This is a genomic window from Alistipes provencensis, assembly GCF_900083545.1.
Taxonomy (GTDB): domain Bacteria; phylum Bacteroidota; class Bacteroidia; order Bacteroidales; family Rikenellaceae; genus Alistipes; species Alistipes provencensis.
The window spans coordinates 1,584,173-1,598,990 of record NZ_LT559262.1; the positions used below are offsets into that span (position 1 = coordinate 1,584,173).

Below are 14,818 nucleotides of genomic sequence, written 5' to 3' on the forward strand. Positions count from 1 at the left end.
ACCGGTGCGATGTCGGGGCCTGCGGACGGCTCTCGGAAGGTGCCTCTGGCCGATCCGTTCATCCTGCTTTACGATGGGGTATATTACGCTTACGGCACGGGTGCCGTGAACGGCATCGAGGTGTGGACTTCCCGGGACCTGATGTCTTGGAAACGGGCGCAGGGCGGCGCCCGCGAAGGGTTGGCACTGCATCGCTCGGATGTCTGGGGCGAGAAATGGTTCTGGGCTCCCGAGGTCTACCGGCTGAATGGGCGGTTTTACATGTATTTCTCCGCCGAGGAGCACATTTGCGTTGCTGTCTCCGACTCGCCGCTGGGGCCTTTCGTGCAGCAGGAGAAGAAGCCGATGATCGCTGACGAGAAATGTATCGACAATACGCTGTTCATCGATGATGACGGCCGGGCGTATATGTATTTCGACCGCTTCAACGACGGGCTGAATATTTGGGTCGTCGAGATGGAGGACGACTATGTGACGATGAAAAAGGAGACGATGCGGCCGTGTATTCATGTTTCACAGCCTTGGGAGGAGGTGTGGCCCCGCGTGAACGAGGGGTGTTTCGTGATTAAAAGGAACGGAACCTACTATATGGTCTATTCGGCCAACAGCTATGAAAGCCCGTCCTATGGGATTGGCTGTGCGACGGCCGGTTCGCCGCTGGGACCTTGGACGAAATACGGCCATAATCCGTTGTTGCAGAATCCCGGCGAGTTGGTCGGTGTGGGGCACAGTGCGCTGTTTTGCGATGAGGAAGGCCGGCTGAAGATCGTCTTCCATGCCCACAAAAGCCGGGAAGCGATCCATCCCCGTGAGATGTATATCTCCGACGTGCGGTTCCGGGACGGGCAGGAGTGCCGCCTGATGGAGATCGATCCCGAATACACGACTCCGGTGATTGCGGAGTAGCCGGGTTGCAGGATCGAGAAAGGAATTGCCGGCGCTGCGCTCATGGTGCCCGAAATTGACTCGCTTCGTGGCGGCTGGGATTGACTCGCTTCACTCCGCGTTCTTTGGGAATTGACTTCGCTGCGCTCGTCTTTCCCCTGCCTGCCGGCGGCATCCCTGCAAGACGGAGAATGCAAAAGAAAGCCGCTGTTCGGCGGCTGACTTTTCGTTTTCAGAACGATTTCGAATAAATTCGATTCGTCCTGAAAAACAAAAAGGGCTGTAACCGAGTTACAGCCCTTTTCTTTTGCATTTTCCGTTTTGCGGAAAGAAGGGGATTCGAACCCCTGAAACCCTTTAGGGGTTTACTCGCTTTCCAGGCGGGCCAGTTCAACCACTCCTGCATCTTTCCGAAAGGTGCCCCAAAAGTACGCAATATTTCCTGATTCTGCAAATGACAGCCCCAATTTTCTGCGGGAAGCCCTTTGCAGAATCTCTTATGCATCGGAACGGGTGGAGCGGCGGCGGGACTTCTAAGGCCGTTCAATGCGGATCTTCCGGACCGGTTTTTCCTCTTCAGCCTCTTTGTGCAGGACTGCGAGCACCTCGGCGGCGATTTCGGGAAGTGTCCATACGGCGTTCGGCCGACGGGCGTAGAGACGGTCGCAGGCGGTTTTGATCGGTTCGAGCAGTGCTGTCGTCACCACGATATGCGGAGGGAGCTTCATCCCCGAGAGATCGTATTTCTCCTCCTTGAGGTAGTTGAGAAAGGTGTCGTAGGTCGCTCCGAGGTATTTGCCGTATGCCTTGTAAATCCGTTTGTAGTTGCGGTTGGAATTTCCGTCTTCGTAATAGAAGGTTTTGAGCGACCGTGCGACGGCAACGCGCAGTTTCAGGTGGTTGGGATCGTACATGATGATCGAATTTTTGGGTTGTTAAACTTCGGCCGGCAAAAACTACCATGTATGTACGAAGGGGGCGACAGCGACTATGGATCGATTAAGATCGTAACGGCACGGTCGGAACTCCCGCCGGATACCGTAGTTGTGCAGGTCCTGTTATGTTCATAAAACAAAAATCCGGTTTAGAAACCGTACGGGCAACTCCTGTCCTAATGGTTAAGATTAAATTATAAAATCTTATTGTATAATAAAAGATGTAATATGGCGTAACAGGTATATTTCGGGCGTGAAAATCAAATTCGGACCGCTTACGGCGCGGTCTTCCGAGATCGGGAACCGGGCTGTTTTTCAAGCCTGCGGCGCCGGTCGACGGGTCAGAAAGGATAGCCGATGGCCAGATGGAAACCCAGTCCGTCCCTGAAGCTGGAGATGTTGTAATAGCCCTTTTTGTCCGGATTCGGGTAGGGCGTGTGCAGGCCGATGCCGAGGTCGGCGCGGATGACCAGATAGCTGATGTCGTAACGCAATCCGAATCCGGTGCCCAGCGCGATCTCGTTCAGCAGGCCCTTCCATTTCAGCTCCGCACCCGGACGCTTGGGGTCGTTCTTCAGCAGCCAGATGTTGCCGGCGTCGAGGAATACGGCCCCGCCGAGCTTCCCGAGGAGCCCGAAGCGGTATTCGACGTTGGCTTCCAGTTTGAAATCACCCGTCTGGTCGAGGTAGCCGTTGCGGTCGTCGCGGGGCGGGCGGTAGCTGCCGGGGCCCAGCGAACGCACCGTGAAGGCCCGGATGCTGTTGGCGCCGCCGATGTAGAACTGTTCGCTGTAAGGCATCACCTCCGAATTGCCGTAGGCATAGCCCACGCCGACGAGCAGGCGCGTCGCCAGCCAGTTGTTGCGGCGGCCGAGGCGGTGGTAGAATTTCAATTCGCTCACCTCCTTGGCGAACTGCGAGAAGCGGTTGCCGAAGAGGTGCTGGGGCTGCCGCTCGCCGAAGGCCCGCAGGATGCCCGAGAGGAGGTTTCCTGCCGAAGTGACGCTGTTCTGCCAATAGAGGCGGCGGTTGCCCGTGGCGCCGTAGGTCTTGTCGAACGTGTAGGTGTAGCCGATCGACGGCACGAACTGGTTGCGGAAGCTCATGGCGATGGCCGGATTTTCGTCCATTGTTTGATCGAAGGACTCGGTCGTGTGGAGCAGTTTGTTGTAGGTGAGCTTGAAGACCGTCAGCGTGTGGCGGCTGTAGGGCGAGGTCTGGAAATTGTAGCCCGCCGAGCCGCTGAAGGCGATCAGCCGGAAGAAGCTGGGGCGGTTCATCAGGTCCACGCCCAGTTGGAACGAGGTGCTTCCCGCATAGCGCAGGCGGCGTGTCATGGACTCCGGCAGCAGCAGGCGCGGGATGTTGAGGTTGGCGTTCAGCCCCAGTTCGTAGGAGTTCAGCCGCGAGGAGCGGCCGCCGGAGTTGCGGTTGCCCGTCTGCCATTCGTAGGAGCCGTTGAGCTTCAGGGCGAGGACCTCGCCGCCCCGGAAGAGGTTGTTGTTGCTGACCTTGAAGGTGATGCCGGGGCCGATGAAACTGTTCGATTTGGTGGTTACGTCGGTCTCGAGGGCCGCCTCGAGGGGGTAGTCGAACTGCGCGTCGAGCGTAACGTCGAGCGTGTCGGCGCCCCGCAGGGAGTCGAGCGGCGTGACGCTCAGGTTGACCGAGCGGAAGATGCCCAGTTTGTTGAGGCTGGTCTGCGTCTGGCTCTGGGCGTCGACGGTGAAGAGCTGGCCGGGTTCGAGGGCGAGGGCCCGGGCGAGGATTTTGGGACGTATCTTCATCGGCCGCTGGGCGATGACCGTGGCGTTGCGCAGCCGGAGGGTGTCCGTCGGTCCGGGCTTGATATTGCTCAGACGCACGGTGATGTCGCCCACGCGGTAGGGTTTGAGGGCCACCTCGGGGACGTTCGGCTTGAGGTTCAGCCGCAGGTCGACCCGCTGCGGGGCGAGCGTCGTGTCGGCGAGGTATTCCATATATTCCGGGCGGAAATAGTAGTAGCCCCGATTGCGCAGCAGCCGCGCGATGCGCTGCCGTTCGAGCGTGAGGGTGTCGAGGTTGTACTGCGCCCCTGTGCGGAGCAGCGAGGTCGTGCGCATGCTGTCGATCAGGGGTTTCAGTCCGCCTTCGACCGTCGGGTAGGAGATGTCGGCATAGCGGAACGGCGGTGCGATCCGGAGCGTGTAATTCACCTTGGCTTTGCGGCCGTGTTTGCGGTAGAGCAGGGAGTCCGAGGCCCGGGAACCGAAATAACCGTAGTTCTCGAGGACCTGCTCGGCGACCCGCGTGCGCAGTTCGGGCTGCACCTTGGAGATCAGCACGGGTTGTTTGGCCAGCCGCCTGAAGAACCAGTATTTGAAGCCCTTCTCCTTGGGCGAGTAGAGGTAGTTCCAAGCCCACAATCCGATGGGCAGCGGCGTGCGCAGGTAGGGGCTGTAAAGCGGGTTGTTCGGGGCCACGGAGAGGGGTTCCTTCACGGCCGACTCGGCGGCTGCGGAGAGCACGACGCCCGAGTCGGGTTCGATGCGGATCTTCTTCACACCCGTGTACAGGACCTCGTCCGCCCCCAGACGCCGGGTGGTGGAGCAGGCCGCGAGCAGCACGGCGGCGGCAAACAGGACGACGCTATTTCGGATGTTCTTCGGACTCATTTCGTTGCTGTTTTTCGATGCTGCGCTTCGTCAGCCGGAACAGATCGCCCAGCCGCAGCAGCTTCTTGCGGATGACGAAGCCCACGCCCGTCTCGGTGATCTCGCCCTCGAGGATGCTCTCGTAGCCCGTGTGGCGGAACAGCCGCAGGTACATGTTGTCCCGTTTGGTGAGCATGTATTCCAGCGAGATGTCGTCGATGAGGTTCTCCTTGAGGTTCTGCGACGGGTCGGCGTCGGTGCTGATCTTGCCCCCGATCACGGCCCGCACGCGGTTGCTGAAGAGGTTCTTCGAGAGGCGGTAGGAGTAGTCGGTACGCTGGCCGTTGGGGTCGTCCTCGCCGTAGGAGTTGATGCCGAACGAGAGGTCGACGCCCTTCAGGTTGTTCTGCGCCCACTGGTTGAGCTCCTTCTGGATGAACGAGTTGAGCGGATTCTCGGAGGAGGCCTTGCCCGTCGATCCGGGACCCGTGTAGGTGTTGTAGATCAGCAGGTTCATCGCCTGCGTGGCCCGCTGTTCGGCCGTGAGCGAGTTCAGCTCGTTTTGCAGTGTGAGGTCTTCGGGGGCCGAGAGGTCGAAGCTCACCTCGAGGTCGTTGAGCGTGTTGCGGATGTTGATCGAGATGTTGAAGTTCACCGGCCGCGCGTCCTGATCGTCCGAGGAGACGTTGGCCCGGACGGTCTCGACGGCCGTGATGTTGAAGGCCGGGTCGGCGATGTTGCCCACCCATTCGACATAGCCGTCGGGCGTGATTCGGAAGATTTTCTGGGAGATGACCGGCGGGTTGTAGCGCACGGTGCCGCCCGAGAGGACGTATTTTCCCGAGAGGCTCACGTCGCCCAGCGGGTTCATCGTGTAGGTCAGGTTGCCGCCGCCCTGCAGGTCGATGCGGTTCTCGCCGTTGGCCGAGAGGTCCACGCCGGCTTTCACGTCGCTGTTGATGTCGACGTTCATCAGCACGTCCATGCCGCCGATCTTGACCGCCGGGGCCGCTTCGGGGGGCTCCTGCGCGTCGAGGTCGCGGAACGAGACGAACGTCACGACGTTCTGCGGGCGCTCCTTCACGTCCATCGGCGAATCCTGCATGACATAGCTGATGTCCGTGCCGCCCAGCAGCGCGAGGCTGCCGCGGACGACGAGTTCGTCGAGCGGCCCCCGGGCCGTGGCGTCGAGGTCGAGGTAGGCCTTGCCGTAGACCGGGGCCTTCTCCTTGCGGGCGACGTTCACGAACTGGAAGTCGGAGGCTCGCAGTGCGAGGTCGGCCTTCATCCGGGCGAAGTCCGAGAGGTCGACGCTGCCCCGGATCGTCAGCGGATTTTTGTTCGGGGCTGTGACGGCATAGTTGTCGAACCGGACGCGGCTGTCGGCGATGCGGATGGTGTCGGACGAAAGCCGGAACGAGGTGCCGATCATCGGCACGCGGACCTCGGTCCCGGCGAAGCGCACGCCGCCGTTGAGATTCAGGCGGTCGGGGGTGCCCTGCGCATGTACTTTGGCTTGGAGGTCGCCCGAAAGGCGGAGCATGTCTGCGAGCAGGAAGATGTTGACCGGTTGCAGGGGAAGCCCCGGGACCGTGACCGTCAGGTCGAGCGGGCTTTCGCGGTCGGCGCGGTAGTCGCCCCCGACGGCCAGCACCTCGGTGCCGTCGAGCGTGAGCCGGGCGTCGGCCCGATGTCCCCGGCCTTGGCCGTAGAAGAGCCCGAAGTCGATATTTCCGAAGCGTTGTTTGGCATAGGAGAGTTCTGCCACCGAGACGTCGCCCCGGAGACACAGGCTGTCGGGCGCGAGGTTCAGCGTCACGTCCGCGCCCAGCACGCCGTCGACGGGCGGCGCCGAGGGGAGCAGTTCCAGCATTGAGCCGATGTTCAGTCCGGCGATGTCGAGGCGGATGCCGTCGGGCGAACCGGGGGCCGTAACGCTCCGGAGTGCGAACCGTTGGGTGCCGTGGGTCATATCGAGGTCGGCTTCGACACGCTTGTCGAAGCGGTAGACGAGGTAGTTGCCGGGGTTGACCTCCCAAGGTTCGAAGCCGAACAGCGGATTGCGGGGCGTGACGCTCGCGCGGATCAGGCTGTCGGTCCATGCCACGTCGAATCCGAAGCGGAATCCCTCGCGGCCCGACCGGTCTTTCTGCCAGAGGTTCAGTTGTCCCGTGTTGCCCGCGAGACTGCCGTACACGGCGGCCTGAGCCACATGGTCGAGGTTGCCGGGGGTGTTCGCCACGCGGAGGTAATAGGCCAGTTGTCTGGCCTCCTGCGTGATGCCGAGCTTCACGGTGTCGAGCACGATGCCGCCCGAGGCGAGTCCTTCGACGCGCATCCGGAGCGAGACGGGCTGCAGGTCGTGGTTGCCGCCCCGGATTTCCAGCGCGTCGAACGAGGCTTTCCGGCTTCTCAGCAGGTTGTTCAGGATGTTGTTCCGCCCGGCCGTGGCCTGCAGGTCGAAATCGGGAAGCACGGGTTGCAGTTGCTCCATATCGACGCTTTGGAGGCGTATTTGCCGCGCCAGCGTGTCGGCGCTCCGGGTCAGGGCCGCAATCAGCGAGTCCAGCGGACTGCGGGAGGAGAACCGCAGCGACAGGTCGCCGGACGATATCTCGGCGCGGGTCGAGGCCGTGTCGGATGCGAACGCGACGCTCGTGGGACGGATGCGGTCGGTGCGGTAGCCATTCCGGATTTCGATGCTGTCCAGTCCGATGCGGGCGGCATAGCTGCCCGGACGGGTGGCCGAGGCCGAGGCGTCGAGCAGGAACGATCCGCCGATCCGCTCCGGGGTGAATCCCATCTGCGCGAGGTCGAAATCGGCGACTTTGCCCGCGATACGCACCTGCTGCTGCTCCTCGGTCAGCATACCGGAGAGCAGCAGCGACAGCCGCAGGGCTTCGTTCCGGTCGGAGAGCGCACCCGAAATATGCTGCTCTTCGAGGTCGGCTTCCAGCCCGATGCCGCCGAAGTCGTAGCCGCGGTACTCCGCATGGTCGATCTGCGCCCGGAGGCTTGTCCGGGTCTGCGTCTGGAACGGGTCGAATCCGGCGCCCCGGGCCGTCAGCGAGAGGGCGAGCATCCCCAGCGAGTCCGCCGGCAGGAACCGGTTGACCGGGAAGCTGTCGCACCGGAGTTCGGCGTCGTAGCTCTCCTTTCGGGGATCGAGACGGCCGTTCAGGATAATTCGTCCGGCATCGACGGCGAGCGTCGAAGCGACCGAGAGTGCGCCCCGGTCGGTTGCGGCCGAGCCGTGGAGCCCGATCTGGTCGGGGATGGCCACGCGGCGGCGCAGGGCCGAATCGGGCAGCAGCTCCATGAGGAAATTCATGTCGCGGAAATCGCCTTCGAAGCGGGCCGAGGCGTTCAGCAGTTCGGGGTCGAGCAGGTTCTGCGCCCGGCCGTCGGCGGTGAAATCGAGGTGTCCGGGCGACGAGACGTCGAGCCCGATCCGGCCGATGTCGGCCAAGGTCCCCGCTGCGGTCAGTTTCATCCGGACCGTGCGGTCGTTCAGCGCCGGTGGGATTGCCGTCGGGTAGAGGGCGGCGATCTCTTGCGTGTTCACCGACGCAGAGAGGTCTGCCGAGAGGGGTGTGGCAGGCTCCATGCGCAGGATGCCGGGGCCGGCCGACAGCTCGGCCCGGAGTTGGGAATAACGTGTTTCGAGTTCGAATCCGGAGAGCGCGATGCCCGTGGAGTCCATTTCGAACCGGCCGCTTGCGTCGCGCACGGCGAGGCCGCTGCGTTCGATGAACGCCAGTCGGCGAAGTTGCAGGGCGATGTCGGCGCCCCGGTTGTAGACCGAATCGATCGTAAGGTCGAGGGCCGAAAGGGCGATGAACGCCGGGTCGAATCCCGCGGCGGGGCGGTGGCCCAGCGTGCCGTATTCGGCTCGGTTATCCGTCAGCGCGACGCTGCCCACCCGCACGGTCCACGGCAGGGAGGGCGTCGCATCGTCGGGGGATGCGGGTTCGGCTGCCGGTTCCTGTTCGGGGTCGGCCGGGGCGGTCAGGTAGGAGTAGGCGCCCCGGTCCAGCAGGACGCTCTTCACGTCGACCTGCTGGCTGCCCAGACCGACGCGGCACGCCTCGATCTCCCCGTCGGCGAGGCGCACGGAGAGTTCGGTCGCCGCGGGTGCGGTCCGCATCCCGAAGGCGGTGTTCCCGATCGATATTTGCCGGATGTCGAACGACCACGCCAACGGAGCGGTGCTGTCGGCTTTCTCCGCAGGGGCCGATTCCGCGAGGTCGAGGAAGATGTCGCCGTCGGAAAGCGCGATCCGGGCGATGCCGGCCGTCTGGGCCCGCAGGTCGGCCCGGGCCTCTTCGAGCGCCAGTTGTCCGGCGGCGATGCGCATATCCAGACCTCCCGTGGAGTCCCTGTAGTGGGCCGCGACCCGGTCCAGTTCGAAACTGCGGACGACGACCTCTTTCCGGATCAGGGGCCACAGGGCTACGTCCACCGACAGTTTGCCGCAGTCGACGAGCGTGTCGGCCCGGTCGACCAGCAGCGTCTCCTCGACCGTCAGGCGGAGCGGAAAGGCGAGGCGGATGCGGCCGACCGAGAGCTCCATGCCGAGCGCTTCGGAGGCATAGCCGACCGCCTTGCCGCGGATGAAATCCTGCACGGCCGGGATGTAGAGCAGCGCGGGGATCAGCAACACCAGCAGCAGGACGACGAGCAGCGTCCGGAGTGTATATTTTACGATCTTTTTGAGCATTTGCAAAACGGACAACTTCGTCCGCTGCAAAAGGCAAGCCATTGAAATCTAATTGTTTATTGGCTCGCAGGGCGCGAAGGGACGAATTTATCCGGCCGCAAATTACTAAAAATCGGGCGATTACGCAAACGCGCAGGCCCGGATAAACGGTCTCATTCAGGACATTTACGGTCTTTTCCGTTCGCGTTTTACGGGGGGGGGCAGTGGGAGTAGTTCGGCGTGCGAATCTATTCAGAGGCGCTTATGATTCGATAAAACTGCTCCATGTCGGTATTCCGGCGCACATGGTCGGCCAGCAGGTCGTACTGCTGTTCCTTGTAGGTGCGTGCATCGACGGATTCGGTCCGGGGGAGCCGGTCGGCGAAGGGCCGCAGCAGGCGGTCGATGAAAAGGGGGTTGTCGGCAATTCCGTGCAGGTAGGTTCCCATGCAGTTTCCGGCCACGCAGCCGTCGCTGGTTCCGTCGGTGAGATCGGTGAGCGGTTCCGCCGCGTGTCCGGGGAGCGGGGCGGTGCGCCCCATGTGAATCTCATAGGCCGATCCCGTGCGGTCGTCGCCGGGGAGGGTGAATCGGATTTGCCGGGTAACCTTTTCGCCGGTCAGCACGGTCTCGACGGGCAGCAGCCCCAATCCCGGCATCGTCGCGGTGTCGCTTTCGACGTGGTGCGGGTCGCGGATGGTGCGGCCCATCATCTGGTAGCCGCCGCAGATGCCCGCCACGGTGCGTCCCGCTTCGGCCAGCCGGACAATCTTGTCGGCCAGCCCTTTGCGGCGGAGTTCCGCGAGGTCGGGCATCACGCTTTTGGAGCCGGGCAGGAAGACGATGTCGGCCTCGTCGAGCGCGTCGGGCGAATCGGTGTAGTAGAGGCAGACGCCGGGGAGGCGTTCCAGCGTATCGAAATCGGTGAAATTCGAGAGGTGGCTCAGCAGTACGACCGCGATGTTGACCTTTCCGGGTTCGGCCCGGCGATGGCGCCGGTCGAGAGCCACGGAGTCTTCGGCTTCGATATGCACGTCGCGCAGGTAGGGGATGACCCCCAGCACCGGGATGCCGCAAAGCGTTTCCAACATCCGGCGGCCCTCGTCGAAAAGGCTGATGTCGCCGCGGAACTTATTGATGAAGATACCTTTGACCAGACACCGCTCCCACTCTTCGAGCAGTTGCATCGTCCCATACACCGAGGCGAATACGCCTCCGCGGTCGATGTCGGCCACCAGAAACACGTCCGCTCCGGCGTGGGCCGCCATCGGCATGTTCACGAGGTCCGTGTCGCGCAGGTTCAGTTCGCTGATGCTCCCGGCGCCTTCGAGCACGACGGGGTTGCAGCGGGCCGCCAGCCGGTCGTAGGCCGCACAGACCTCGCGCCGCAGAGCTTCCCGTTCGGGTCCGGCGTGGAAAAATTCGGCGGCGGAGCTGTTCCCGACGGCCCGGCCGTTGAGGATCACCTGACAGACCTTGTCGGTGTTGGGTTTCAGCAGCAGGGGATTCATGTCCGTGTGACACTCCACGCCCGCGGCCTCGGCCTGCACGACCTGCGCCCGGCCCATCTCGCCGCCGTCGGCCGTCACGAAGGAGTTCAGGGCCATGTTCTGGGCCTTGAACGGTGCGGGGTCGTACCCGTCCTGTCGGAGAATACGGCAGAAGGCCGCGGCGAGCAGGCTCTTGCCCACGTCGCTGCCCGTGCCGGCGAACATCACCGGGTGCAGTTCGTGTATTGCGCACAGCGTCCGGACGGTCAGCCCGAAAGCGGCGGTGGTCTTGCCCTTGTCGTTTCCGGTGTAAGTGTGGAGGTGGCCTTTATTCATGGTACAATATTATTTCTTATTTTTGTCTTTTCAAAACCTCATTGCCCATGAATCCGAAAATCCCGGCCGTTTTCAACTGGAGCGGCGGAAAAGACTCCGCACTGGCCCTGTACCGCGTCCTGCAGGAGGGTGTTTATGAGGTAGTTTCGCTGCTGACGACGGTCAACCGGGACACCCGCCGTTCCTCGATGCACGGCATTCCGGTCTGGCTGCTGCGCCGGCAGGCCGGGAGCATCGGGCTGCCGCTGGAGGTGGTCGAACTCCCCACCAACGGCTCGACGGAGGAGTACGAAACGGCCATGTCCGGGGCCGTCGACCGGTTCAGGAAACTCGGAGTCCGGCACTTTATCTTCGGCGACATCTGTCTCGAAGAGGTGCGCGCCTACCGTGAACGCCAGTTGGCTCCCTGCGGCATTACGGTCGTCGAACCGCTGTGGGGGTGTGACACGAAGGCTGTTGCCGAGGAGTTTTTTGCCTCGGGGCTGCGGACCGTCGTCGTGACGACCAATGCTGTGCTGCTCGACGAACGTTTCGTAGGCCGCGAGTACGACCGTGACTTTGTGGCGGAACTTCCGGAGGGCGTCGACCCCTGCGGCGAGAACGGCGAGTTTCACACGTTCTGCTATGCGGGCGGGATGTTCCGGATTCCGGTCGAGTTCTCGCTGGGGAAACCCCTGCGCCGCGCCTATTCGGTCAAACTGGAGGACGGAACCGTGCAGAAACACGCCTATTGTTTCGCAAATCTCAATCTGCCGGAAGCTCCCTGAGGTCGGAGCAGCCCGTTGCTCTGCTCTCCGCCGATGTGCTGAAAGAGAAGGGGATATCCGCGTAAGAAGAAAGACACACTTTTAACGGGCAGATATGCTATGCCATGAAAAACGCTCACCAAACGCTCACCATTGGTGAGGGAATCAGTTGTTAAAACCTGTGTAAACTATTTGTAATAAGCTGTTTGCGCGGTAAGTCGCAAAAAAAGAGGAAGTACTGATTTCAGTATCTCCTCTCGGCTATATAGTATAAGATTACCGGATCTCTATTTTTTCTTCATAGAGAGAATATAAATCTGCTGGCTTTATTCTAAAACCTGTTCCATGGTCATGTGGCTTGCCTTTGTTTTTACCACTTTTATACGATCCAATGCGAATATCTATCATTAGTTTACCATCGTCAATTAATTGTAATAGCTTGCTGATTGATGGTTTTAAGTAAATCTCCGCCTTTGTATAGTGAAAATACTCTTCTCCGTTTTCTATTTTTGAATCTGCATATACAAAAAATAGCGCCTTAAGTTTAGAATTTAGACATGTGTCAAGTTCTTCGTAAGTCCAGTAAGCAGACCTGTCAACTTCGTTAGATTGAAGATTCTTAATTTCTATAACCACTCTTTTATTGACTTTATCGTTTATTATGATAAAGCCATAAATCCCTCTATAAGTATTGCATTTATTGGAGAATATCGAAGTGTGCAACCTCTTTAGGTTTGGATTATCTTTGTAGCTTTCCCCGTATGTATCCCTTAAATAAGTATTTACTTTAGGTGGCTGAGAGGGGCTTTTGGTAAATAAAGTTAAGTACGATGATGTCTCGGCTCTTTTGCTTTTAACTTCAAATCCGGCAAAATCTGGAGCTTTGTTATTATTCTCATCAACACCAAGATAATCCTCAAATGTTTTTCCTATACCTGTATTATGAATTCTACGGCTTTTGAGATACCCCAAAGCCTTAATTCTGTTAAATTCATTAACAATCAGTTTCTTATCCATCATATTCTACTAATTTTTCAATTAAACACCTTACAAGTTCATTTTTATCCAGTTTAAGTTCCTCTTCATTGAGGAACACGGATTCAATAGGATAATTAAATTCTCGGCACAGGACACTTATTTGTTTGAGAGTGTACTTATGCGGGAATTTTGGACTTTCGATATTGCCAATCTGGCCATAGCTATTTATCCCCAAAAGGTCACTAACAAGAGCTTGTGTCATATTTTGGTTCTGTCTCAACTCCTTTAAGATATTTATAATCTTTAGTTGATAGTCTGTTTTCTTTATCTCCATAATCTTGCACTCATTTTGAGAGCAAAATTCGAAAATAAAAAAACCTTATCCACTCTCATATTGAGAGTGATTTGTTATCTTTGCAAAAATATCTGGAACTATGTACAGAAGAGAATATACGTCAGATTGGGATTTTAGAGATTCAAACACCAAAGAATATACACATTGTTATCATAATTACCCTGCAATGATGATTCCGCAAATTGCAAGGAGGTTAATTTGCGATTTCGCACCTGAAGGTTCAGTAAAAATGATTTTAGACCCGTATATGGGGTCAGGAACAACTCTTGTTGAAGCAGCAATAAAAGGGATTGATTCAGTCGGAATAGATATTAACCCGTTGGCTCGTTTTATTGCAGAGGTCAAGACAACTAGATTTGATATCAGTGAGGTTGAAGAATCATTCAAATATATATTGAGGAAGATAGATAGTTTTGATATGAACGCTTGGGAATATGTTGAAACAGATTTTGAACACATAACTAAGCATGATTATTGGTACAGTAAAGAGAATTTAATAAAATTGAAATACTTATCATCAGTAATCAATGGTATAGAATTCGCCGCAACCAAACCTTTTTTCAATCTTGCATTGGCAGAAATCATAAGAGATGTTTCATTTACTCGAAACGGAGAGTTTAAACGCTATCGAATTGATGCCGAGAAAATACCGACCTATAATCCCAATCCATTCGTCTTAATCGCTGATAAAGTAAGACGAAATTTGGATGGTCTAAACGATTTTTTAAAAGATGCTTTGGAGTTTACGGTAAATATATCCGACTGCAATAGTGTGTATAAGATACCTAATTCATTATTAGCAAAAGATAGTGTTGATATGGTGGTAACTTCCCCTCCTTATGGAGACAGTCGTACAACCGTTGCTTATGGACAATTTTCAAGATGGGCCAGCGAGTGGTTTAAATTTCCTAATGCAAAAAATATAGACCGTACCCTTATGGGGGGAGTTCCTAAGAAAATAGATGCCATAAATACAGACACTTTAGCAATGGAATTAGCGTTGATAAAACAATCTGATATAAAACGATATTACGAGGTTGTTACATTTTTAGACGAGTATTCTCAGTCTATTAAGAATGTAGCTAGTGTTGTTAGAAAGGGAGGTAGAGTTTGTTATGTTGTTGGAAATAGAACAGTAAAAGAAGTGCAAATTCCATTGGATTATTTTACTGCTGAAATGTTTGAGAAGAACGGCTTCAAGCACGAAATTACATATGTTCGTTCCATTCCCAATAAAAGAATGCCAAGCAAAACCAGCCCCTCCAATAAGAAAGGGGCTAATGTTAATACTATGACCGAAGAATATATTGTGATTATGACTAAACTATAATGATGTTAAAAGCCCACACTTTGATGAGACAGAGGAAGCCATCAGGCACCACTCCAAGGGTCAAGCTCCCATATCGGGGGAAAATGGTTGGCCCTCGGCTTCTAAGATCGGGGAACTTCCCGAACACGAAGCAGAGAGAGCTGGCAGAACCGCTTCCGATATTGCCCATCATCCTGACATGGATGGACAAGAGGGCTATGGGTTGAAGAGATGAGTTCGATGGAAAACCCGTTAGTCAGCCATTGAATTGTGATATATTTAGCCTGTTCATGTAAAAAATAGAGTTAAACAATCTCCCGAGACGATAAAATCTCTCAAATAATGGCTTTATATAAGAAATATTGTAGTAGCTTTGTATAAGCTATATATTTGTGGCTAAATCGGATGTATGATAATTAAATTAAAACATCAGAAGGCAAATAAGTTTTGAA

General features: G+C 57.1%; 9 protein-coding genes and 1 tRNA gene. 3 read left to right on the plus strand and 7 right to left on the minus strand.

Translation table 11 applies throughout. The features are described 5' to 3' along the window. Positions 1–9: 9 nt before the first annotated feature. Positions 10–906 carry a glycoside hydrolase family 43 protein gene (locus BN5935_RS06350; RefSeq protein ID WP_235821138.1) on the plus strand — a complete coding sequence of 299 codons (897 nt, stop codon included), beginning with the start codon at positions 10–12 and terminating at the stop codon, positions 904–906. Positions 907–1,209: 303 nt separating this feature from the next. Here the strand turns inward: BN5935_RS06350 and BN5935_RS06355 are convergent. The 5 genes from BN5935_RS06355 to BN5935_RS06375 all read right to left on the minus strand — a co-directional run bounded on the left by BN5935_RS06355 (position 1,210) and on the right by BN5935_RS06375 (position 10,978). Further along, positions 1,210–1,297 (minus strand) — tRNA-Ser (locus BN5935_RS06355). Between the two features lie 121 nt (positions 1,298–1,418). Further along, complete coding sequence (locus tag BN5935_RS06360; RefSeq protein ID WP_064975374.1) at positions 1,419–1,799, minus strand: hypothetical protein; 381 nt, start codon at positions 1,797–1,799, stop codon at positions 1,419–1,421. Between the two features lie 362 nt (positions 1,800–2,161). Then, the gene (gene tamL / locus BN5935_RS06365) at positions 2,162–4,474 is read right to left on the minus strand and encodes a translocation and assembly module lipoprotein TamL (RefSeq protein ID WP_064975375.1); all 2,313 of its coding nucleotides are present in this window, start codon (positions 4,472–4,474) and stop codon (positions 2,162–2,164) included. Further along, positions 4,449–9,173, minus strand: coding sequence for a translocation/assembly module TamB domain-containing protein (locus BN5935_RS06370; protein WP_064975376.1), 4,725 nt, complete (start codon positions 9,171–9,173; stop codon positions 4,449–4,451). The genes tamL and BN5935_RS06370 overlap by 26 nt, the downstream gene beginning before the upstream one ends. A gap of 227 nt (positions 9,174–9,400) precedes the next feature. After that, positions 9,401–10,978, minus strand: coding sequence for a cobyric acid synthase (locus BN5935_RS06375; RefSeq protein WP_147625781.1), 1,578 nt, complete (start codon positions 10,976–10,978; stop codon positions 9,401–9,403). Between the two features lie 47 nt (positions 10,979–11,025). On the opposite strand from BN5935_RS06375, the gene BN5935_RS06380 reads away from it, so the two are divergent. Beyond that, positions 11,026–11,745, plus strand: a complete 720-nt coding sequence (locus BN5935_RS06380) for a Dph6-related ATP pyrophosphatase (RefSeq protein WP_064975377.1) — start codon at positions 11,026–11,028, stop codon at positions 11,743–11,745. A 255-nt stretch (positions 11,746–12,000) separates the two neighbouring features. Here the strand turns inward: BN5935_RS06380 and BN5935_RS06385 are convergent, their stop codons facing one another. Together BN5935_RS06385 and BN5935_RS06390 are read right to left on the minus strand one after the other, a co-directional pair. Next, positions 12,001–12,741: an MvaI/BcnI restriction endonuclease family protein gene (locus BN5935_RS06385; RefSeq protein WP_204244893.1), complete on the minus strand. Its 741-nt coding sequence runs from the start codon at positions 12,739–12,741 to the stop codon at positions 12,001–12,003. Beyond that, on the minus strand, positions 12,734–13,036 hold the full coding sequence (locus BN5935_RS06390) for a helix-turn-helix transcriptional regulator (RefSeq protein WP_064975379.1): 303 nt from the start codon (positions 13,034–13,036) through the stop codon (positions 12,734–12,736). Before BN5935_RS06390 ends, BN5935_RS06385 begins: the two co-directional genes overlap by 8 nt. A 100-nt stretch (positions 13,037–13,136) precedes the next feature. Between BN5935_RS06390 and BN5935_RS06395 the strand changes: the two genes are divergently transcribed. Beyond that, positions 13,137–14,387: a DNA methyltransferase gene (locus BN5935_RS06395; protein WP_064975380.1), complete on the plus strand. Its 1,251-nt coding sequence runs from the start codon at positions 13,137–13,139 to the stop codon at positions 14,385–14,387. Positions 14,388–14,818: the final 431 nt, after the last annotated feature.